Origin of the sequence: Microcoleus sp. B13-B6, from assembly GCF_036705405.1 — a bacterium.
Lineage (GTDB): Bacteria > Cyanobacteriota > Cyanobacteriia > Cyanobacteriales > Microcoleaceae > Microcoleus.
In genome coordinates this window covers 1-23,614 of record NZ_JAUBUJ010000010.1, presented here as the reverse complement: position 1 = coordinate 23,614, position 23,614 = coordinate 1, and the positions used below count along the sequence as shown (strand labels likewise).

Below are 23,614 nucleotides of genomic sequence, written 5' to 3'. Positions count from 1 at the left end.
AGGCCGGAAAGCCTGTTCTTGATGATTTGACAGTGCCATGAAACCAATCTAAAATCTCAAATTATATAAGTTTTATTCTCTCCAATTGTGCTTCTAAGTTATCGATTAAATTATTTACTAACTGTAACTGGTACTGCTGAACATTCATATTTAATGGCTCTTTGCTTTCTTGAAAACAGATAACTTTTCCGGCGATTTCCTTGTAGTGTTGCAGCATGGAAAAAGTATCGGTACTGAAGCGAGCGAGATAGTTTTTAGCAGCCTCGCTGCAAATTTCCGTTACTTGATTTAGATAAGCTTCTGACGATTCAGGCGGCTTTTCATACCCAGTTCTTTTATTCAAAATATAGCTAGCACCGCCGACTACTGCGGCTCCCACAGGCCCGCCCAATAGCCAACCTAAGCCGGTGGCGATCGCCACTGGAGCCACTTCGCCCTCGTTCGACTTTTGAGCTGGAGGTGGTGGCGGATCCGGTAAACTGACTTGCGGGGATGGAGGAAAGGAAATCAAAAGTGCGATCGGCTGTTCTTTATCAAAGAACTCGCAAGCTTTATTTACCCATTCTGCGATGGTTTGCTGCTGATGTAAGACCTCTCGCTCAAATTTTAGCTTCCACGCATCAAAACTCCCTTCCTGGAGCGACAGCGCCATTTCCGATTGATACCGCTGCAAAAGTGTGGGCTGGTAAAGCCAAATCTCGAAATCCGAAACGCTGGCTTGAAAGCCTTTTGATATCAGTTTTTCGGCTTTTTGTTTAATTTCAATTTTGTCTTTGTGCTTTTTTTGACCTGCGACTATTTCTGCGGTGACAGTTTCAGCTTTGGCTCGGAGAGATTGGCAAATTTTAGTAGCTATAGCTTCAATTCTGGGCAACTTAACTGCTAATTGTTCCTGTTGATCTGCTACAATACTTTGCAAAGCCGATTCAAAGCTGGCAATTCCTGTAGTTTGGGCGGCCGCCACATCTCCTTTCAGCCTCGCCCTCAAAGCCGGCAAAGCATCGACGCGGTAGATATTGCTGATATTGTTCGGCAAATTGGAGCGAAAACTTTCGGCAACAAACAACAACCGATTGTAAACTTGTTTTTGGTCGTCTGGTTCGAGTAGATTGAGAAAATTGGCAACAAAGACGACTGTGTTGATGTTGCGATCGCTCAACCAATCTCTCAAGTTCTCCCGTTCGCCTAAAGTCATCAATTTGCGAGCATCTAAAACCTGCACAATTAAATCAGCCGTTAGCAATTTATCCCGAACCAAATTATCCTGTTCTTCGCGGTCATTGGTTCCCGGCAAATCCAGCAATTCCACACCGGTTTGCAGGAATGGATGGGGACAATAAACATTAACGGCGGCCACATCATCCCGCATTTGTCTCGCGTCGTCAAGGATGGCATAGCGTTTCAAAACATCAGTCCCCGGTTCGCTAATTTCCGTGCCGTCTTTCAGGGTAATTTTTGCGTGCAATTCCTCGCCGTAGTTGACATAAATGGCAGCACCTGTAGTGGGCACGAGGTCGATCGGCAAAGCACGATTTCCAAGCAAAGCATTGAGCAAAGTTGACTTACCGTAATTAAACGGGCCAAAGACAGCGATTTGAAAAGTTGGTTTGGCGAGATAGTCGCAAATTGAGGTAGTATCTCGATACAGTTGGGAGTTTTTATCCAGTTCGAGAATACCGAGTGCTGATTTGAGATTGTCGGTCAGGTATTGATAAATTTCGGGTTGTTGCATATTGTTGTTTTATTTCATTTAGTTAGCTGTAGGTTGGGTTGAACGAAGTGAAACCCAACATTTTTTGTAGATTTGTTGGGTTTTGTAGATTTGTTGGGCGAACCGAAGCGTAGGGTTCGTTCCAAGGGCCCAACCTACATATATTATAAGCGATCGATCGAGCCTCATATTACTTATTCTCGTGAACCTGTAGGAGGTTCAGTAAATTCTAGTTAGTTCTAATAAGTTTTCTGGGAAGAGAGACAAGAAAACTTTCCCAAGGCGATATGCTGGTCCATTATTAGGACTCCAAGCATCCAACCACTTGTATTTTCCTTGATTCCAGCCTTCAAACACCCACCTCGATCCATCCAAACCCCAAGACAAATCCCAAGTAATGGAAGGCCAAAATTTATTCTCATTGATGGCTGTCAGTAATTCCAAAGATTTTGCTTCTGTGAGCATCCAAGGCTCTTCACTCCCTACCTTGCTTCCTACTTTTGTAACAGCCTGCAAGCAAGGTGTACTCAGTGTATCTCCCCAAACTCGAATGACTAAGCTGGGGTGAAAACTAGGTAGATAAATAAAGCGATAGGCAGTTTGTACCTTCTCCCGATCGGTGCAATTTGATAAAGGTGGCTCTTCAAATGCAGCTAATGTATTTGAATACCTGCTCTGCCTAAACTGCATTCCTTGTACTTGTTTATGAGAAAAATCTGGGGGAGTAACAATATAGTGTTGATTGATGAGGTCGATCCCCCAATCTCTATTATCATATCGAGAAGAAGCCAGATCGTACAATGCAGTATTTCTGTGTTCTATCTGCTCAATTCTTAGAGCAATTTGAAGAGCTTGCTTGTATTGCTCTTCTGAAATTTTTTCCTCTATCACTGCAATAACTCTTGAATGCCCTAGCAGTTCTTCAGGCAATAATTCATGGGAACGATCGAGCTTCCTCTCTAATTTTTTTTTAACCAGATGGACTAATATTCTATCTCTTTCTTCTATATCTTTAATTGTTTCGGCAACCAAAAGTGCCTCTTGCCAGAGATAATTTTTCTGATTTGGTTCTTGGATGAGATTGGCAATTTCAATTAAGGTAGCTGCCTTTGTATAGCCATTTGTCAATCTTTGAGTAATTTCGATCGCCTCTTGAAAACGACCTAGTTGCTTAAGTATATCTATCTTTTCAGGGCCATCTGGCAGATTTTGGTTAAGCCTGTTGTTCAGCAGCTTTTGATTAATTAGGGTTGCCTCTTGCCACAAGCCCAAGTTTTGTAGCAAACAAACCTTATCATAGCTATCCGAAAAGTTTTGGGTAAGTTCTAAGGCTTCCTGATAAATTTCCTGAGCTTTCTCATGGCGATCGACAAGTTCAAACTGTTGAGCCATGTTGATAAGTCGGTTGATTTTGGCAGAGCTGTCTTCAAGGGCTTGAATACTTTTCAAGTTTCTTTCTAATCTCTCTAATTTCTGTGAAACTTTATCATTATCCATATTTACCCCCTAATGTCTGCATCTACTCATCCACATCCTTAAGCCCCTTCTGCCGCAGGCTCCGCACCATGTCAATTTTCTTGCGATCATTCCCAATCTTGGGTCAATAACAACGGTAATTAGACTGGGGGATTAGAGCGTGTTTTCAAACTATTCTGTAGGTTGGGTTGAGGAAGGAAACCCAACTACAATTTAAGCTAATTTCAAGTTTGAAAACACGCCTAGCTTCCCGCCGATGCTAGGAAACATTGATATAGCGATTCAATACTCTGCGACTCTGCAGAAACATCAGCATCCAATTTTTTCAACCGCTGCGATTCAGCCTGACAATTAATCTCGCGAGATTCCTTTTGAGCCAGCAAATTATCTAACTCAGATTTCCGAGAAGTAATATCAGCATTCATGCGATCGCCCACTTCCCGCCCATAAACATCAAAACACTCTTTTACAGCATCATGAATCGGCTGCCACTGCTCTTGAGCCACCTGCGGCAGATATTTCACTAGCTCTTTTTTCGCCGCTTTCACCAACTGTTTATGAGCTCCGTCTGCTTGCAAAACCCCAACACCCATCCCCAATAAAGCCAAGTACAGCGGCCCCAAAACAATCCCCGTCAAACTAGCAAGAATCGTACTGACGCTCAACACAGTGATTAAGTTGAGCAGGATATTTTTCCAATCAAAACCCGCTCCGGCCATTGCTACTCCTGCCAGATTTCCGGTCGTTAAGGAGAACAATCCCATCGCCCATTTTGCCCAACCTGGGGAGTTATCTTCGTTCGAGTGGCTGACTGCTGCTGGTATTTTTTGTCCCGTCAGTTTTTCGGTAATTTTTTCAGTCACTTTCGTGTAAGATGCTCCGTAATTTGCGGCACTTTTCGATAGCTGCGAAAAGGCTGAATTCATTTCTTGTTCGGCCGTGAGAGTCCAAGCTGCTAGTTTGTCATTGATGTACTGCTCGAATGCTCGTTTGAGCGATGCTTCAAAAGCTTCTCGCTTGCCTTGGCTGAAGAAATCCAGAAATCTCAGTTCCGGTTGATACCGTAAGAAATCTGTTTCAAAGGTATTTTCTAAGTTGAGAACGTAGGTGCGAAAAGAATCTGCGATCGCCCGCGATTTACTATCTCTAACTTCGCTAATTTCTTGTTGAAATTCATCGCGAATCTGAGTCAGCTTTTTAAACTCCGGCTCAACTGAATCAATCTTTTCTTTCAACTCATTGACATCGCGATCGAGTAATGGTAATCTGCGCCCAACAGCTTCGCGGACACGAGCAGAAATTTGACGCGCCAAAGTCCTCGCCGGACGCAATTCCGAAATCGCCCTTTCCTGCGTCAAAAACGTATTCAGTGCCGCCATAAACTCTGGAAAACCAGTTCCTGCCAAATTCGCATCCGGGTTTTTCATCCGCAACCGGAGCGCCTTAATTGAGGTAATTGCAAACACTCGCTCGTCGTAAATGTCGTGGCCTTCTGTTAAACAATATTCAGCCAAATTAGCTTGAAAAACCCGCCGCAGTTTCCCTTCTGCTTCTGCCAATTCTTCAGGATCATCCGGGTCAATCAAACTTTCCCGCACCTGATCCCAAGCATTTATCAGGAAGAAAATGCTCAATCCGCGACCTTTGATGTAATTTTCTAGATAGCGTCTTTCACCCATTGTACAAGGCTGAGTTGCCCTGAGCACAAACAAAATAGCGTGGCAGTTGTTGATGTAACCGAGAGATAATTCATTGCGGGCTTCTGTATCGTTCAGTCCGGGACTGTCTACTATTTCTATGCCTTTTTCCAGCAAAGGTAAGGGATATTCTACTACGGCGCAATCGATATCTGGAAATGCTGGTTTCTTTTCTTCTTCTAAGCGTTTTGCCTCAGCGGGGTCAATTGTGTAGTTCTGTTTAAAACTTTTAAAATCTAGCTGTTTTGGGCTTTTGCCGTCATTGAAATAAACTGTGACTTTTTTTTCCGAACCGTAGCGCAAAATCGTCAGCAAAGCTGTACAGGGATTTACATCGCTGGGCAGTAAGTTTTCGCCGATTAACGCATTGAGAAAAGTGCTTTTACCGCGTTTCATGTCGCCTAGCACTAGCAGCCGAAAGACTCCTTGGCGCAAGTTTTTACTGGCGACATCAATGTCGGCGTTGTCTGTTTCTAAACCGAGTTTTCCCGATGCTTCTCCTCCTGCTAATTCTGATTGGTTGATGGCTGTGGCGATGTTGCTGAGGCGAGTGGCAATTTCTCGGCGCACGGCGGCTACTCGCTCTAAATCGTTGAGAAAGTTGCTAGTTTCTACTTTAAGGTTCATGGGGTATTTCCTGAGAGTTTCCTGCTTGAGCTTTTTAAATTTTGTCTTCTTCAATAAACATTTTGTAAGCGATCCAAGCAATGCCTCCAACTATCATGGCGGCTGCCAGCCAAGATGCTATGCGAACTGCAACGATAACAGCAATGACAATGCCTGTAAATTGAGCGGCTGCTATAATTTTTCGGCGCCACTGTTTGAGTTTGCCGTTAACTTGGCTGTCTGGTTCTTGGTACTTGCTTGTTAGATGTTCGGGCACTGAGCGGTCGATTTCGGCTTCTAGTTCGCGGAGCCGAATTTCTTGTTCTCGCTTCCGCAGTTCTTGTTCTTTGCGCCGGAGTTCTCGGGATTTGTTGTCAGGAGAATTCATAAATTTTAGCCTGTTTTTCGCTGGACAAATGTGTTATTTATTGTCACTGTTGCGGAGCGATAATACCAATTTAATGTGAAGTTTCACATATCTCGATCCCCCTCGCATACCCCCTACTCCCCCTGATCGTTGGGGAGTATGGGTTGACTTTGAGAAGAATCTTGTCCCCCCCTTTGTAGGGGCGGTGCCCCCGTGCCCGCCCTCTTGGTTAGGGGGGATCAGATTCTACGGGGCCTCATAAAAAATTGGTATAAGTTCTCTACGACTGTAACTCACATTTTCCCCCATGTCGAGAAATGTTAAGAAATTGTAAAAAGGGCGATTCCCTACGGGATATAGCAATCCTAAATCATTTGCATAATTATTGTAGGGGCAATCCCACGCCCGGTTGCCCGATAGATAGGTGGTAGGCACTCTTAGCACTACCCCTACAAATTTATCTGAATCATTTAGGATTGCTCTAGCTACGCTTCACGACTAATTAAGCCGATCGCCCTAGGCGCTAGACTAGCGGCTGCAAATCATCAATAGCCTTCGGGCCCGATAGTAGTGCGATCGCACTCGGCTTCCGACAAATCAACCAAGCGCGATCGAAATAAGTTGCAGCCCGCTAATTGAGCTTTGCTTAACTTTGCTTTCTCCAAATTAGCTCGGCTTAAATCCGCATATCTCAAATCGGCATTCGTCAAATCTGCATTGTACAAATCCGCACCTTGCAAATTGGCTTTCTGCAAATTAGCACCTTGCAAATTGGCGTGACGCAAATTTGCTCTTGATAAGTTGGCTCTTGATAAAGTTGCTTCCGACAAGTTAGCTTGATAAAGTTGAATGTCGCCCAATTCAGCATCTTGCAAATCAGTTTTATAAAGATTGGCTTGAGTCAAATTTCCGTAGGGCAAATAAGCTCGCCTCAGAACGCTACCAGAAAGATTTATTTCTGTCAAATCTGCTTGAAACAAGTTATGTTCACTTAAGTCAACGGCGTTAAAGTTTCGCTGGCCCTCAGCATACTGAGCAAGCAATTCCTCAGCGCTTAGCTTTTGCATTTTCATTCCTCATGACGACAGCTACTGCAGCCAATCCATAACAGTAATTAATGGTTATTTTTCTGCGTATTTATACTTATGTCTCTTATTATGTTAAGCTTGTGTAACAACAGTCGCATTTTTTCTAAGATTTTTTTTATATTTGTAAAATTCTGCCTTGCTCAACCAGTAAGCGGTTAGTAATGTCAAGATCGAGAAACCAAAGCCAATCCTCTACTGAAATATGCCAGAACTTCCTCTCTCCATTGCTCAGCACTACCACGAACGGACAAAATACGACCCTGAAACCATTGCTGCTAAAAGTAAACAGCTAGATTGGACAGAGCAACCTGTTCCTTTCAAAGAATATAAAATTGGAGCGTATTTTGACCTCAAGCCTTATCTAAAAGACCCCTCCGAGGATGCCGATGCCGATCCCGATGCCGCTTGGTGGCATCGGTTATCTAGCTTGTTGCTGTGCAGCTACGGGTTGACGGCGAAAGTGCAGACGGTAGACGACAGCTACCTGTATTTGCGATCTGCACCGTCGGCGGGTGGACTCTACCCAGCAGAGGTTTATTTAATCTCCCGTGGCACTGCCCAGTTGCCGGCCGGACTCTACAATTATCAGTGCAGAACTCATTCACTTGTTCATTTTTGGGACAGTCAAGTTTGGCCGACATTGCAAGCAGCTTGTTTCCAGTCGCCAGCGCTAGAAAATACCCAATTGGCGATCGCCATTACCACTGTTTTTTTCCGTTCTTCTTGGCGTTACGAAGACCGAGCTTATCGGCGAATTTTTCTAGACACTGGCCATTTATTGAGTAATATCGAGTTAGCTTGCGCCGTCAACGATTACCGACCTCACCTGATTGGAGGATTCGCCGACGAAGCTGTCAATGAATTACTCTACATCGACTCGGAGCAAGAAGGAGCTATTTGTGTAGTTGCTTTAGCCGACTTGCTAGATATTGACCAAAACTTGCCTAAATTTAAAACAGCTTTGCCCGGAAACACCACGACAGATTACCCAAAAATTTCCGAAGGTCAACTGTTAAAATACCTCCACAAAGCCACGCATTTAGAATCAGACCCTACCGGATCTGACGGCTGGAAACTGGATGAAAGTGAAGGGGAATTAGAGGATAAATACAACTTTCCATTTTGTACTAAAGTTTCGACGGTCACTCCTTCGATTCCTTGGGGAGTGAACCTGGAAACTTTAGAAAACACTATGCTCAAAAGGCGTTCTACCCGTGCTTATACAGGTGCTTCTTTGAGCTTGGGCGAACTGCTAGCTATGCTCGATTTTACTTACCAGCCCCAGCACTATATTGACCAAGGATTAGACGGTTATCCAGACTATTTCGATTTAAGTTTGATCGAGACTTTTATTGCTGTTTCGGGAGTGCATGGGTTAGAAGAAGGCTGTTACTATTACGCTCCGAAAGCTCAAGAATTGCGGCAAATTAGGTTTAAAAATTTCCGCAGGGAACTGCATTTTTTGTGTTTGGGGCAAGACTTGGGCAGAGATGCGGGGGCGCTGTTGTTTCACACGGCGGATTTGAACAGGGCTGTAGCAAAATATGGCGATCGAGTTTACCGCTATTTGCACATGGACGCGGGTCATTTGGGCCAGCGGTTGAATTTAGCAGCTATACAACTGCGTTTGGGTGTCAGCGGTATCGGGGGCTTTTTTGACGATCGCGTCAATGACGTTCTCGGTATTCCTGCGGGTGAGGCTGTGCTTTATATTACAAGTCTGGGAAGACCTCGATCGTAAGAATTACTCCTCAGTCAGCATTAGTCAGAAGGCAGAAGGTATCCTAAAAAAACCAACTCTGCTCGCGAAGCCGCTGCCACGCTTTGCGAATATGTTGAGGCTTAAATAGTTCGCTCTTGCGAATGTTCCATTCGCGTACAAGTTCGATCGCTCTTTCGGAATCCTCTGCTGCTTCCCTATTTTCCCTAGCAACCCAGTGAACAGTTGCCAACAGTTCCATTCCGTAAGGAGTTTCAAAACCATTAATTAACCCGCTCACACGCTCTAGTCTAACATTAGCATCGGGGGCATTTTGTAAAAAATCCCGCGCGGCTATTTTACCTTCAGACAACACATAAATTTGTGCCTCTCGGCTTCTGTCTCCATAACCTCGAATATAATGCCCTTCCAGCTTCTGTAAAACATGATTGAGATTATTTGCATAAGGCCCGTACTTTTCTTTCACATACTGCAATTTTAGTGGTTCACCTGCTACCTGAAGAAAATAAGCTAGCTTTTGAATTTCCAGCATTGTCAAGCGATAGCCAGGAATTCCGTACAATTCGAGCAAGCTAATAAATAAGGCACGAGCGCGAGTCATTTGGGGTTTTTCGGTAGCAATCCGCATTGAATCAGCTTGCGGAGTAGCCTGGGGTTCAAATAGCAAAACTTGCACATTTGGCAGTTCCGAAAAAGCTGATTCAATTAGCGGTTTGACTGTCTTCCAAGACAAGCCACCATTTCCGCAGCCTAGCGGAGGAACGGCAATAGAAGTGATACCTAATTGCTTTACTTCCTGAATCAAAGCTTTTAGTCCTGTTTGAATATCTTCGACTTTTGATTTGCCTCTCCAGTGACGTTTAGTTGGAAAATTAATAATGTATCGGGGATTAAATAGATTGCCCGAAGATACTACAAACATTCGGCCCGGCTGCACTTCACCGGCGCGACAAGCCTTTTCATATTGGCGGAAGTTTTCGGGATAAGCCTGCTTGAACTGCAAGGCAATTCCTTTGCCCATAATTCCCACACAATTAACTGTGTTCACTAAGGCTTCTGCATTTGCTTCTAAAAGGTTGCCTTCCTTGATTTCAATCACTTTTATTTCCTACTATTTATTTCAATAATACCAATCTTTATGCACTCTTACGGGGGTTTGATCTGTAAAATTTTGTAAAATATTTTCTACTTGTGATTGAATTGTATAATCGATTACGCCGATTTCTGTGATTAACTCCCAAGGCAAAAAGTTTCTAACTAAAAACTCGGCTTGACGCCTGCGTTTTCGGTCGTTGTCTTCATTTGTATCAAACCAATAACGAGAGCCCATAACATCCCAGTCGATCGCACCTAGATAGTTGAGGTCGTCAAAAAACTCGGTAAATGTCATGACTGCATGACCGTCAGTAAAAACAAAATCTAAACCCCTAATGTCTATCTCAAATACATCAGAAACTAGGTGAATAACTGGTGCTTGACCTTGAGTATAGTTTGGTACATTCCCCTGATTAATGGTGTATAACATCGGAGATCGCGGTGCAAAATAAAAGGGAACATAATCGTGCAGTACGCCACCTGCACCGCAGGGAACGCCAATTCTAGCGCGACGATCTTGGATGTTTTCATAGGCGATATTAGTATAGTTAGTTTCTGTCTCAAGCATAACGTTGTAAGCTAACAATCCACCTTGAGAAATAATAGATTCTAGATTGTCAATGGGGGTAATGTGGTAGATAGGTAATGGCACTGCTGTTATCTGTTTGCTGTTTCAGGTTTAACACTATAATATCTGCTTGACCGTTCAAGATAAACAATCTTTTACCATTGCTATTTGCCAATGCAAAATCTGCTAAATATTCTGTCGAGCACTGATTCTGTCACTTCTTCGCCCGTAACTTCTCCCAATGCTTGAATTGCACCGCGCAAATCTATTGTCCAAAAATCTAAAGGCAATTTGTTGCTAATAGTATCTGTGCATTGTTCCAGAGAAATTTTAGCTTTAGTTAACGCCGCTGCTTGTCGCTGGTTGATTGCTAAGTCTGAGTTTGCTGCTTGCAAATTTCCCCTGCTAACGGCATCTAAAATTGCTGTTTCTAAGTCTGCTATGCCTCGATCGAGGGCGGCGGCTGCGGCAACTATTGGGTGAATTTCTGAGGAAAAAGGTAGTTCGGGGATGGTTTTTACTAGGTCGATTTTGTTGATAATTATAATTAGCTGGCGGTGCTTTACTTGTTCGTAAATTTCCGAATCTTCCTCTGTCCAACCAGATGCCGCGTCAATTGTCAACAACACTAAATCGGCTTGTTTTGCTGCTGCGCGCGATCGCTCAACGCCAATTTTTTCTACCTTGTCTTCGGTTTCTCGAATGCCCGCAGTATCGAGCACCTGCACCGGAATGCCGCCCACAACTAGCTGCGATTCAACCACATCGCGCGTCGTACCGGGCAAATCCGTGACGATCGCCCGATCGCTCTTACTCCACGCATTCAACAAACTCGATTTTCCCACATTCGGCCGCCCAACAATCGCTACTTTCAAACCGGTTCTCAACAATTCTCCACGATCGGCAGTCGCCAAAATTGTTGACAATTCCTCCAAAACATGATTTATTTCCAAATAAGTTTTAGCTTCATCTAAAGGCGGCAAATCTTCCTCAAAATCAATTCTCGCCTCAATTTCTGCCAGCACGTCCAAACAAGTTGTTCTCAATTTGCGAATGGGCTGCGCTAATTTTCCCTGCAAACTGGCCAAAGCACTTTGTGCAGCAGCGGGCGATTTTGCTCCCACCAAATCTGAGATACTTTCAGCTTGAGTTAAATCAAGCCTCCCGTTCAAAAAAGCCCGCAGCGAAAACTCTCCCGGCTGCGCCAATCTCGCCCCATGTTCCAAACACAACTGCAAGACTTGCTGCACGGCCATAATGCCACCGTGACAGTGAAATTCCACCACATCTTCGCGAGTAAAAGAACGCGGCGCTTTCATGATTAGCAGCAAAGCTTCATCGACTAATTCTTGAGTTTTGGGGCGGCGGATGTGACCGTAAAGAATGCGGTGAGACTCCCATATTTGCCGTCCTGGGGCGCGAAACAGAGTTTCGGCAATTTTTAAGGCGGCGGAACCGGAAACTCGCACAATGCCGACGCTGCCTTGTTGGGGAACTATGGCAGTGGCGATCGCTGCGATCGTTCCTCCTTTTGTTAATGATTCAGACATTTTTATTGTTCACACATTCAAAAGTTCTCTCAATTTCCTGTTTTTGAGTATCAGGCAATTGCTTCTCGGTATTTGAGAGTATAAATCTCTAGTTCGTCATTCAAAAAATTAAAATAGTCGCCCTTTAGGGCAAAATGCACCAGTTTCCGGCTCGAAGCGTAGGAGATATTTGGTAATATTTTACCTAGAATCGCTAATTGTGCGTCGGCTGCGAGAGACCAGATAACTTGAATTAGGGATTCAACCACTTGTACTTTCATTTGACTGACCTCCGGCTTGGTTGTTAAATTATACATATCTCATTGACAGGATAAACAATTTCAGCATTTTTTTTCTAAAATATTAGAAGAGCGTGGCAACAGCGATGGACTTGGCGAGCCAATCCGAGCGCCAGTTTTGCCAGTCAGTCGATTTTAGATTTTAGATTGACTCCACAGCTCAATCTGGGAACTTGAACAAGAGTCTAAAATTTTGGGCGTCTCACGACTCCAGTCGGAAAGCAACTATCCGTTTTTGGGTAGGAGTCACGGATCGATCGAACTTAAATTACTCAGCCACATATTTTGGCTAATCTGATTTCATGCGATAATGGAAAATTGACCGAAAGAATCCAGGATACAAGCCCCCGGATTCATCCGTGGAGAAAGAAAAAACCTGTATCCGATGAAACTTGCCCCCCGAATTTATCTGTGGGGTCAATGGTTCAATCTAAAATCTAAAATCTAAAATCTAAAATCGATTGACAGGGTAGAGGGCAAAGCATGATTGGTCAACTTCTAGACAGACGTTACCGCATCATTAAAGTCACAGACTCAAGTGAGGTGGGAAAAACTTATCTAGCAGCAGATACTCACCGTCCCGGGTATCCGCAATGCACGGTTAGAGAAATGCGACTCCCCGGCACAAGTTCGCAAACTCCAGAATTAGTCAAAGTTATATTTCAAAGAAACGCAGAAATAATTGAAAAATTGGGAAAACACGACAAAATTCCCGAATTATTGGCGTATTTTGAGGAAAATCAAAGTTTATACTTAATTGAAGAATTTATTACCGGCCCACCTTTAAGTCAAGAACTAATACCCGGTGAACCTTGGGATGAAGACCAAGTAATTGGTCTGCTATCAGAAATATTAGAAATTTTGGTGTTCATACACGAGAAGGGTTTTATTCACCGCAGAATTCAACCAGACAGAGCGATCCGGCGCGAGTCAGACGGCAAATTTGTATTGGTAGACTTTAGCTTAGACAAAGAAATTAACCCGGAATTTGCTAACTGTCATTTGTTGTCGCAAACTTCCCCGAACTCTGTTAAACGGCATGAGGCAAAAAAACAGGATTTGGCGGCTCAGGATTTATACGTGCCGATCGAGCAATTGAGCGGCAACCCCCGTTACAATAGCGACATCTACGCTCTAGGTACGATCGCCCAGCTTGCCGTCACAGGACTCTCACCCAACGAACTGAGTGCCTTAAAAAACAACAAAAACGAAATTCCCTGGCGAAACCGGGCAACTTGTTCGGCAGCCCTAGCAGATATTATCGATCGCATGGTGCGCCCCGACTGCGAGGAACGCTATCAAGAGGCCGCCGAAGTTTTAGCAGACCTCAAACAAATCGCCGTAAAATTGGAGGTTGAGCCGCCGCCAGCCACAATCATCACGGACGCTATGAGTCAACCGCGAAGACAAAGCCAAACCAAACTCCTGCTGTTGGCTGCAACAGCGGCAGCTTTAATCTTGACAGCACTGATAATTTACTTTTGGCAGAGTCAAAGTCCCGCGAGGGCAAAAGAATTGTTAGCCCGCGGCGTGGCCAAGGCCCAGCAAGGTGACACAACAGGCGCGATCGCCGATTATACTCAAGCGATCGCCCTGAATGGCAGCGATGCGGAAACTTACTACAAGCGGGCAAACGTTCGCTACGACATGGGCGCAACCGAGCAAGCAATACAGGATTACACGCAAGCAATTAAAGTCAATCCTAGCCACAGCAAAGCTCTCTACAATCGAGGTATGGCCCGCCTCGACATCGGCGACAAGCGGGGGGCCGTGGAAGATTTCACCCAAGTAGTGCGACTCAATCCCAGCGACGGTGAGGCATACTCTCAGCGGGGTTTAGCCTACTACGATTTGGGCGACTACCGCACAGCAATAGAAGACTACACTCAGGCAATTCGGCTCAGTCCCAACGATGCTACAGCTTACAGCAATCGGGGTTTAGCTCGATCGGCAGCAGGGGACAAAACAGGAGCAATGGCAGATTTTACTCAAGCCATTCAAATTAGCCCCAAACAAGCTGGCGTATACTACAGTCGTGGTCGAGCCAGGTTTAATCTGGCAGATTATCAAGGAGCAATGGAAGATTATACTAAGGCGATCGAATTGCAACCCGATCTCGCTGATGCTTATACCAATCGGTGCAGCGCTTACTTGAATTTGGCCACCTACGACAAAGCGATTGCAGATTGCACCGAAGCAATTCGCCTCGCTCCAAAAGATGAAGCAGCTTACAACAACCGCTGCATTGCTTATCTGAATTTAAAACAATTTCAAAAGGCCAGCGAAGATTGCAGTTTGACGATCGGACTCAACGGCAACAATCCCAAAGCATACAGCAATCGAGGATTAGCTCGATCAGCTTCGGGAGACAAGCAGGGAGCTTTAGAAGATTTTACTCAAGCAATTCGACTCAATCCCAGCGATGCAGTAGCATACAGCAATCGCGGTACTATTTACTCAGAACTCAAAAATTACCCTTTAGCAGTTGAGGATTTCGCTCACTCGCTGCGGCTCAACCCCAACAATGCTAGCGCTTTTTACAGCCGAGGCCTCGTCCGCCGCCAACTCAAAGACCGTGCTGGGGCGATCGAGGATTTTCAGAAAGCTGCAACCCTCTTTCTAGAACAAGGAAGAGCCGATGGTTTCCAAAACGCACAATCACAAATCAACGACCCTAAATAAACTATTAGTCACCATTCAGATGTTAAAAAAAGAAGGAAGAAGGAAGAAGGAAGAAGGAAGAAGGAAGAAGGAAGAAGGCCAAATTACCAACTCCCCCTTACCAACTCCCCCTTACCAATTCCCCCTTACCAATTCCCAATTACCAACTCCCCGTTACCAATTCTCAATTATAGATATGAACATGGTTGGTCAACTTTTAGACAGGCGTTATCGGGTAGTGCAAATTCTCAGTTCAGGAGCTTTTGGACAAACTTATTTAGCTGTCGATACTCGACGCCCTGGCCACCCTCAATGTGTAGTAAAACAACTGCGCCCTCCCAGCAACACTTCCACAGTTCTCAAAACAGCTTACCGCTTATTTAAACAAGAAGCAGAAATATTAGAAAAGCTGGGAAAACACGATCAAATTCCCTTTTTACTCGCTTATTTTGAAGAAGGAAATCAATTCTACCTCGTCGAAGAATTTGTGCCCGGACACGCCCTAAATCGGGAAATTGTGGCCGGTCAACCTTGGCGGGAAGAACGAGTGCTGGCTCTGCTGGAAGAAGTGTTACAACTTCTCGCCTTCGTACACTCTCAGGGAGTGATTCACCGCGATGTTAATCCCTCCAACTTAATCCGCCGCAAACCAGACGGCAAATTAGTTTTAATTGACTTCGGCTCGGTTAAAGAAGTTGCAAATCAAGTCAGCGAGCACGATACAGAATTTCCGCGCACCATTGCTACTGGAACTCCGGCTTATATGCCGATCGAACAATTTCAAGGCAACCCGCAATTTAGCAGCGACATCTATGCAGTCGGGATGATGGCCGTCCAAGCTATCACGGGTTTGCCCGGTACGGATTTGCCCAAATTGCAAGATCCGAGTCCTTCTCACACGGGGGAGATTGTGTGGCGAAACCGAACTCAATGTTCTGTGGGATTAGCCAATATAATTGACAAAATGGTCTGTCACCAATTTGGCAAACGCTATCAATCTGCTGAGGAAGTTTTGGTAGCTATCCGCAAGTTGAGACACCGCCAAGAACCGGGGAATAAGGCTCACAAGAAAAGTATTTCTCCGAGGTTACTGTCTTCGGATAGTTTTTCGTCACGTTTTGGAAGTCGATTTTGGTTGATGATTTTGGCGGGCTTCGGGGCGGCGATAGTTCTGCTATTTCTGTTTAGTTATTGGAGACGCCCGAATCCGATTAAAGCTAAGGAATATTACGAGCAGGGAGTGGAAAAGTCTCGCAATCAAGATGCGGAGGCAGCTTTGCAGGCTTTTAATAAGTCAATTCAATTGAATCCTAACAATGCTGAGACTTTTTATAGGCGTGGTAATGCTAATTATGATTTAAAAAAGTATCAAGAAGCAATTGCGGATTATTCTCAGGCGATCGCTCTCAATCCTAAATATTTTCAGGCTTATTTTAACCGCGGGCTAGCCCGTCACGATTTTAACGACAAGGGCGGGGCGATTGAGGATTACACTCAAGCTGTGAATCTCCAGCCCAATGATGCTGATACATATTATGAAAGAGGAGTTGCTTATTTAGAAATGCAAGATTACAAGGCGGCTATTCAGGATTTTACCGAAGTAATTCGGTTGCAGCCGAACCTTGTTAAAGCTTATCATTCGCGGGGATTGGCTCGCGCTGGGAGCGCAGATTTGCAGGGGGCGATTGGAGATTATACTGAGGCAATTAAACTTGATGCTAAGAATGTTGATGCTTTTTACAGTCGGGGGAGAGCTCGCTTTCACCTAGGAGATTATCAGGGAGCTCTGGCGGATTATTCTCAGGTAATTGCGATCGATCCCAAGAGTGGAGATGCTTACGCTAATCGTTGCAGCACGCAGTTGAATTTGGGAGCGCATCAAGCGGCAATTGACGATTGCACTCAGGCAATTTCGCTGAGCGATGAGGATGGGGTTCCTTACAACAATCGCTGCATTGCTTATTTAAATTTGAAGGATTATCCGAAAGCAATTGCCGATTGCACTCAAGCGCTGACAGTGAATCCGAATGATTTTAATGCTTTTAACAATCGTGGTTTAGCTCGCAGCGCAGGGGGTGACGCGCAGGGGGCGATCGCAGATTTTACAGCAGCAATCGGGTTCAATCCCAACAATGCTGAAGCTTACGCCAATCGGGCTAAGATTTATCAAGAGTTAAAGAATTACAATAGTGCGATCGCAGATTACGTGCAAGCTATTCGGATCAGCCCGAATTATGCTGCTGCTTACTACGGTAGAGGCATGGTTCGCCGCTCATTGGGAGACAAAGCAGGAGCAATTAGCGATTTAGAAAAAGCCGGCAAAATGTTTCTAGATCAAGGACTTACCGGCGGTTACAAAGATGCACAATTTGAGATTGAAAAGCTGAAGTAGTCAATCGATTTTAGATTTTAGATTTTAGATTTTAGATTAAAGAATTGAAGCATTGACTTGCGCGAGATAAATACGTTCGGCAAGTTTCATCGGATACAGGTTTTTTATTTCACCGGTCCTGATTCTGCTTTCGGAATGAATCACGTGGCGGGTATCCTGGATGCTTTCGGTCATTAGTCATTAGTAATTATTTCTCGATGTTATATTTTTATCGGTCAATATTTTATAATCTCAGATTGCTCCGGGGCTGGTTCACGCTAATCTTTAATACTAACAGAAAATGCAGGTAAACCAGCCCTTACGCGCTATTAATTCAAGCTATTATCAATCAATTTTCTGGGTCTTGAAGTCGTTTAACCAATTCATAAAACGGTTCCCAATTATCCTCAATAGCTATGGCTTCCCAAACAGCCTCAATCGTCGGTCTCAACAGCGATTGTTCGGGATTGTGCCTCCGCAAACAGTCCGCCATTTTGTCCATATCATCCGCCGACAAACTTTGCAAAACGTGATAATAAAACTGTCGCCAAGGTGCTATCAAGTCCGCCGGTTCCGCCTCAGCAAAAATTAGACTAGCATCATCTCGCCAAGTGCGATCGAACTGTCTTCGCAGTTCAAAAAAGAAATCGTGATAGGCTACTTGAGACTCCGCCAGCATTTTAATTGTCACCTTCAACAACTCATCTCCCTCAGCTTCGGGCAAATCCTCAAATCCCAATCTCTTGAGCATCAACTGCCGATAAGCTGCATTATAATAATCGCCAAACTTGGCCAAACCCGCATCCATATCAGCTTGAGGAATCGCCGCTGATAGCGGTTGCTGAAGCTTCTCTAAATTGTCCCTACAAATCAACGGTTGATTGCCGTAACAATACAGACCGTAATGGTCGAAATAAGCTGCTGTAAATTCCGGCTTGTAAGTTGGGATAAAAGCGAAAGGCCCGTAATCAAAACTTTCTCCAGTAATCGACATATTATCAGTATTCAGCACAGCGTGGCAAAATCCTCCCGCCATCCACTGAGCGACTAATTCAGCTACTCGCTTGACTAAATCTGCATAAAACAGGGCGTACTTTTCCTGCGGCGAAAACCCCCCATTGGTTGCTTCTAAATGCAGTTCTGGGTAGTAATATTCAATAACAAAATCTAAAAGTTTTTTAGTTAAATCCGGGCGGCGGATATAGTACAATCTTTCAAAAGTTCCAAACCGGATGTGAGAAAGACTGAAACGCACCATTACGGACGATCGCGTCGGAGAGGGTTCGTCGCCCCGCCACAAAGCATCCCCAGTTTCAACTAAACTAAAACAGCGAGATGTCCGAACTCCCAATCGATGCAAAGCTTCCGCAGCTAAAACTTCGCGAACTCCCCCTTTGAGAGTGAGTCTACCGTCACCGCCCCGCGAGTAGGGAGTGCGGCCGGAACCTTTAGTACCGAAGTCGTAAAGTCTGCCGTCAGTCCCGCGAACTTGGCCGTATAAGAAGCCTCTACCGTCGCCTAAATTGGGGTTATATGTGTTGAATTGATAGCCGTGATAGCGGAGTGCGAGAAAGGGGCGGACGCAGTGAAATTCGCCGAACGCTTCAATAAAATGTTGGTCGGTTACTTGTGCGGGGTCTAAACCCAATATCGGCAATAATTTGTCGTTGCGGAAGCGCAGAATATGCTGCGGAAAATCGGCCGCAGGGACTTCATCAAAATAGTCGCCGCCGAGGGATTCGAGGGCTGGTTCGTAATTGAGGGAAAGCAAAGGATTTGACATTTTTCTATTTTATCTTCAAATTGGCTATCACTCCAAATTATATACGGGTAAGGTCTGCACTGCATCGGTGTCAACAATTGCCTCATACCCTTTGTCTCCCTCGTTTATAGCCGAGTTCGATACCCCTCGCATCCCAGCAGGACTGTTTCATTTTAAAATTTTAGCATAGCTAAAGTTTGAGCATGAAACATTAGTTTCTTCCTCGAAGGCTAAAAATTTTTACTGTTAATTTTAGTGCGAGTTAAATTAACCGTTTTCCTTGCTAAAAATGGAGTTGATCTCATATCCGATTGACCATAATATCCCGGTCGGGCGGGTTTTTGAGATTGTCAATTATTGGCCGATGTTGTTGGTGAACCCGCCCCTACCTGATGAAGGGTAATCGACGGGACATGATATGAAGTCTTAAATTTTTTAAAGTTAAGTGGGATTCACCACCTAATATAGTAATCTAAATCATTTGTGAATTTCTTACTCCCTCCCCACGGGTTCGGGGAGGGTTGGGGTGGGGTCAAAAAAATTACAACTCCTACAAGGATTGCTATATACCTTTTCCCCTATTTAAAATTGGTCAACACCCCGTAAATTGCCCAAATCGCCATTGCCCGCAAATAGTGACTTGCCCGAAAAGTCCCCCCCGCCGTAATCGCTTCCGGCGTGCGAAACTGCAACCCATTTTCATAAATCTGCTTCACCACCGCATCCGTCAATTTAAATGCTTTCTCCTCCATTCCCATCTGTACCAAAAAAGCGGCCAACCCAAAATTAATCCCCGTCCAAACTTCCAAAGGATGAGTTGCATTGGGATTTTCCGGCGAACCGTTCAGCATCACCCCATTCGCCGCACCGAACTCCCCCTCATTGAACTTCAAAAAGCAAGAATCGTACACAGTTTCTAAAGCACTGACTGCACATTCTGGCGGCACAATATCCGGTAATCCTAACAGTTTCGCGTAAAATTGACCGCACAGTTGGTCGGCCATCACCACTTCCGAGTTACTCTCGCTGTCCAAACGGTAATATTGACCGTTCCACAGTTTTTCTTGATAGCTGGGTCTTGCTTGTAGCAGCCAACTGTGATATAATGCTATCTTTGCTTGAGGGTTAGGAATTATTTCCGGTGCTGCATCTTCCAAGATTTCGCCGATCGCGATCGCAGCCTCCAGCGCCGCCAACCACAAACCCCCGCAATACGCACTTATCCCCCGCATTTGCCAGTCATCAAACGTCTGATCCGGTGCTCCCGAATTTTCAGGAATTCCGTCCCCATCCTCATCAAAAGTTTTCAGATAAGCCAAAGCCTCAACAATTGCCGGCCAACACTCTTGCAAAAACTCACAATCTGTACTGGCAGTCAATAGGAAATCCCGATAAACCTGCAACACAAAATCGCAAGGCAAATCCTTCCACAAATTGCAATCTTGATAGCTAGTATAATTCGTTTTCTCCCAAGGATGTTCGTTAGGAGCACCCAAATCGTGTGGCGTCGCACCGACAGCTTTTCTAATAGCCGAAGCTTGATTCCAGCCAATAATTCTCGGCGTATCGTCTCCTGCAGAAATTGCCCTAGCGAACGCTAAAACCACCGACTTTTCCAAATCCGGCCACAGCATCAACAAAGCAAAAGAACCGTAAAGCCGCACGTCCAAACTTTCGTACCAGCGGTAATCAATGCACTCCAAAACCGCAAATTGACCCTTCGGATCGCGTTCGTCAGCCGCACTCCAAAGAGTACCGCCGTCTGTCAGGGCGTATAACTCATTAAACAGCGCCATTTTAAAACTGTCTGACAAATCTTTTCTTTCTAAAATCGGTTTTTGCCAAGCTTCAATATTTTCGCGCCAAGTATCCGAATGCTTCATTGCAGTGCGAATAATCGGCCAAGCATTTTTGCCGTTGCGGCCGAAGAAATCTGTATAGCGACGGTAGTACCAAACTCCTGATGCAAACTCAGTAACGGGCAAATCCCAAGCTATAATAAAGGGAATTTTGCGAGTTTTTCCTGGTCGAATAGTAAAGCGAACTGCGATCGCACAAGCCAACTGTTCTCCTGGGGCTGCTGCTGTCTCGTCTCTGTCATCCAACAAGAAACCTTCAGCAGAAAAGTTGCGCCAAATATCGTCCCCATTCCCCGCCGGGTTCCAGCGAGTTTGGTAGAATACTTCTACCGCCGGATTAGTAATAGTTGCGATCGCCCATTGTCCATCCCCCTCTTGCGGTTCCTCCTCAGCAGTCAACCGCGTCATCACGCAACCTATCCGGTGAAAATCTTCCACCAACAAATTAAAATTTCCGGCACTTTCTCCCCACCGGGATTGATAATCATAAAATGGACTACCATCATCTCGAACCATCACTTTCTGCGACTTATTGGCATTAGTAAACCAACCAACAATATTCTCCCAAGTCAGCATAATGCTGAGAGTAATCGGCGCATCTGTAGGATTGTGCGCTACCCATTCAAACATCGCAACTGGGTAACTGCTTTCCTGATAATTCTTCGGCAAAATTGGCGAAAATTGCTCGCAGCTTAATTGAGCATCAAACACATTTTCATAAACAAACCAACTGCGCGGATACAAAGCATGATAAGTCCCAGAATTTGACTCTTCCCTTCTTCCTTCTTCCTTCTTCCTTCTTCCTTCTTTTGGATACCATTTCCAACTAGATAAACTGCCATCGGTAGGCGGTTCAGTGGACAGTGCAAAAGCTTGTTTCTTGCCTTGAGTTTCTTCAAAAACGCTGAACTGACAAGCGGGCAAACTGCGAAAAATGTGCTCGCCGCCGTCAATGTGCCAGAGGTTGAAGTCGCCGCGGGACGATCGCCCGATGCAGCCGGCACCGAAGCCGCCCAGAGGCATTCCGTGCCAGGGGCCATCGTCGAGATTGCTTGCGTAGCGGACTGTATAGGGATTCTCCCAACCGAGGCCGATGGGACGTTTCCAGGTGTGCGGGGGGATGTTTGGATTGGATGTGCGATCGTTATTCATGTGATTAATCTTAGCGCTCGATCGAGCTTGACAATTTTTTTTATTTAATTTTAAACTTTTATCGATCGAACAAACCCCGATTTTTCCGAAGATTGTTGACTGTTGATTGTTGACTATCAAGCAATTGGTTTCAGGTTCGCCGACTTCATCAATTTTCCCATCTAAAATCTAAAATCTAAAATCTAAAATTTAAAATCGCTTGGGTGCTCGCCTAACGGGGCAAAATATCATCTAACCGAAGTTGCAAGTTCTTTAGCAGAGGAGAAATAATCGGTTGACCGATGCGAAATTGTTGCTGCGTGTAATCTTGGTCAATCAGTTGGCAAACGGTGATAGTAGGTTGTTTAGGTTTACCGATAAAAGCCACGCCTCCCAATCCACGATAATCAACTATCCAATATTCTGGAATCCCTAAAATAGCATATTCTTCAACTTTTCGGGCGTAATCTGTTTCCCAGTTAGTGCTGACGACTTCTACCACCAATTTAATAGATCGTCCCAGCGTAATCACAGGTTCTCTTTCCCAGAGAGGTTCGCTGACAATAGCGGTTTCATCTAACACGACAATATCGGGACGGCGGGCAGTAGCTGCATCTGAGAATGGACGGATCAAACAAGTGCGGGGAATGAACCAAGGTAGTTTTTCGGCTGCGATGGCGATGCCGATTTGAGTTGCCAGTTTACCGCTGACGGTTTCGTGTGGGCCTGTGGGTTCCATGTCAACTAATTCTCCGTCAGCGAGCTCGTAGCGGAAGTTGTCACAATATCGATCGAGGAATGTTTCAAAAGTTAAGATTTTTGGCGCAGTGTAAGCCATTGGAAACTAATAGTTTTTTGCTTTATTTTAATTACTGTACTTTAGCATTCTTGTCAAATAAAACTAACCCGGAGATCCCCCCTAGCCCCCCTTAATAAGGGGAGTAGGGGGTGGGACAAGAAATATTCTCAAAATTCCCTCAACTAATCAAATCCCAAATCAGAACCTTTCCCCGCGTGAACCAAAGCCAACTTTTCGTAACGCTTAGCGTGTTCCACCAACTCGCCTGCTTCTTCCTCAGAGACATCCCGCAGGCGTTTGGCAGGCACTCCCGCAACTAGCGTGTGAGGGGGAACGTCCTTGGTGACAACCGCCCCTGCACCGACGATAGAGCCTGTGCCCACCCTCACTCCATCCAGCACGATCGCCCCAATCCCGATCAGGCAGCCCCGTTCAATGTAAGCTGAGTGAATCACGGCTCGGTGTCCCACTGTCACGAAATCTTCCAAAACAGTCGGTTGCCCTGGATCACCGTGCAGAATTGCTCCATCTTGGATATTGGTACTTGAGCCGATCGCAATTCGCTCTATATCCGCCCGCACCACCGCCCCGTACCAGATACTAGCGCCCGCTGCCACCTCTACCCTGCCGATCACAACAGCGCCTTCAGCGACAAAAGCCGCTTGGGATAGATCAGGCAAGGGCCAATAGGAAGGAAGTGCAGGCAGAGATTCGTTGAGATTGCTCATTTGTTGGTCGATCGTTATACTTCTAGCAGATTAGCTGGTTGTTGATACGGGATATAATAAAAGTATTTGGGTGCGACTCGTTTAATCCAAATGGATAAAGAATATCCAAGGACGATTAGCCTAACCCTCTGGTTAGTGTAACTGATT

16 protein-coding genes are annotated in these 23,614 nt (G+C 45.1%); 3 read left to right on the top strand and 13 right to left on the bottom strand.

Annotated elements, in window-relative coordinates; genetic code table 11:
• Nucleotides 1–61: 61 nt before the first annotated feature.
• From QUB35_RS06520 to QUB35_RS06500, 5 genes are all read right to left on the bottom strand, one after another.
• A complete protein-coding gene (locus QUB35_RS06520; protein ID WP_333140462.1) occupies nt 62–1,732 on the bottom strand; it encodes a dynamin family protein in 1,671 nt (556 codons plus the stop codon).
• Between the two features lie 198 nt (nt 1,733–1,930).
• Nucleotides 1,931–3,208, bottom strand: coding sequence for a hypothetical protein (locus tag QUB35_RS06515; RefSeq protein ID WP_333140460.1), 1,278 nt, complete (start codon nt 3,206–3,208; stop codon nt 1,931–1,933).
• Nucleotides 3,209–3,429: 221 nt separating this feature from the next.
• Entirely contained in the window at nt 3,430–5,511 is a 2,082-nt protein-coding gene (locus tag QUB35_RS06510; RefSeq protein WP_333140458.1) for a dynamin family protein, read from the bottom strand.
• Nucleotides 5,512–5,545: 34 nt separating this feature from the next.
• Complete coding sequence (locus QUB35_RS06505; protein ID WP_333140456.1) at nt 5,546–5,878, bottom strand: hypothetical protein; 333 nt, start codon at nt 5,876–5,878, stop codon at nt 5,546–5,548.
• 524 nt (nt 5,879–6,402) lie between these two features.
• Nucleotides 6,403–6,924 carry a pentapeptide repeat-containing protein gene (locus QUB35_RS06500; protein WP_333040082.1) on the bottom strand — a complete coding sequence of 174 codons (522 nt, stop codon included), beginning with the start codon at nt 6,922–6,924 and terminating at the stop codon, nt 6,403–6,405.
• Between the two features lie 223 nt (nt 6,925–7,147).
• On the opposite strand from QUB35_RS06500, the gene QUB35_RS06495 reads away from it, so the two are divergent.
• On the top strand, nt 7,148–8,686 hold the full coding sequence (locus QUB35_RS06495) for a SagB/ThcOx family dehydrogenase (RefSeq protein ID WP_333140454.1): 1,539 nt from the start codon (nt 7,148–7,150) through the stop codon (nt 8,684–8,686).
• 43 nt (nt 8,687–8,729) lie between these two features.
• On the opposite strand, the gene darG is transcribed toward QUB35_RS06495, so the two are convergent.
• The 4 genes from darG to QUB35_RS06475 form a co-directional block, all read right to left on the bottom strand.
• A complete protein-coding gene (darG, locus tag QUB35_RS06490; protein ID WP_333140452.1) occupies nt 8,730–9,764 on the bottom strand; it encodes a type II toxin-antitoxin system antitoxin DNA ADP-ribosyl glycohydrolase DarG in 1,035 nt (344 codons plus the stop codon).
• Between the two features lie 21 nt (nt 9,765–9,785).
• Nucleotides 9,786–10,412 carry a type II toxin-antitoxin system toxin DNA ADP-ribosyl transferase DarT gene (gene darT, locus QUB35_RS06485; RefSeq protein WP_333140451.1) on the bottom strand — a complete coding sequence of 209 codons (627 nt, stop codon included), beginning with the start codon at nt 10,410–10,412 and terminating at the stop codon, nt 9,786–9,788.
• A gap of 80 nt (nt 10,413–10,492) precedes the next feature.
• Entirely contained in the window at nt 10,493–11,878 is a 1,386-nt protein-coding gene (mnmE, locus tag QUB35_RS06480; RefSeq protein WP_333140449.1) for a tRNA uridine-5-carboxymethylaminomethyl(34) synthesis GTPase MnmE, read from the bottom strand.
• Between the two features lie 50 nt (nt 11,879–11,928).
• Complete coding sequence (locus QUB35_RS06475; RefSeq protein WP_333140447.1) at nt 11,929–12,138, bottom strand: hypothetical protein; 210 nt, start codon at nt 12,136–12,138, stop codon at nt 11,929–11,931.
• A 501-nt stretch (nt 12,139–12,639) separates the two neighbouring features.
• Here QUB35_RS06475 and QUB35_RS06470 point away from each other — a divergent pair.
• Together QUB35_RS06470 and QUB35_RS06465 are read left to right on the top strand one after the other, a co-directional pair.
• A complete protein-coding gene (locus QUB35_RS06470; RefSeq protein ID WP_333140445.1) occupies nt 12,640–14,838 on the top strand; it encodes a tetratricopeptide repeat protein in 2,199 nt (732 codons plus the stop codon).
• Entirely contained in the window at nt 14,795–17,209 is a 2,415-nt protein-coding gene (locus tag QUB35_RS06465; protein ID WP_333140443.1) for a tetratricopeptide repeat protein, read from the top strand. The genes QUB35_RS06470 and QUB35_RS06465 overlap by 44 nt, the downstream gene beginning before the upstream one ends.
• A gap of 328 nt (nt 17,210–17,537) precedes the next feature.
• Here the strand turns inward: QUB35_RS06465 and QUB35_RS06460 are convergent, their stop codons facing one another.
• The 4 genes from QUB35_RS06460 to QUB35_RS06445 form a co-directional block, all read right to left on the bottom strand.
• Nucleotides 17,538–18,971, bottom strand: coding sequence for a protein adenylyltransferase SelO family protein (locus tag QUB35_RS06460; protein WP_333140441.1), 1,434 nt, complete (start codon nt 18,969–18,971; stop codon nt 17,538–17,540).
• Nucleotides 18,972–19,528: 557 nt separating this feature from the next.
• Nucleotides 19,529–21,961: a GH116 family glycosyl hydrolase gene (locus QUB35_RS06455; RefSeq protein ID WP_333140439.1), complete on the bottom strand. Its 2,433-nt coding sequence runs from the start codon at nt 21,959–21,961 to the stop codon at nt 19,529–19,531.
• A gap of 211 nt (nt 21,962–22,172) precedes the next feature.
• A complete protein-coding gene (locus QUB35_RS06450; protein WP_333140437.1) occupies nt 22,173–22,778 on the bottom strand; it encodes a Uma2 family endonuclease in 606 nt (201 codons plus the stop codon).
• A 143-nt stretch (nt 22,779–22,921) separates the two neighbouring features.
• The gene (locus tag QUB35_RS06445) at nt 22,922–23,467 is read right to left on the bottom strand and encodes a gamma carbonic anhydrase family protein (RefSeq protein WP_333140435.1); all 546 of its coding nucleotides are present in this window, start codon (nt 23,465–23,467) and stop codon (nt 22,922–22,924) included.
• Nucleotides 23,468–23,614: the final 147 nt, after the last annotated feature.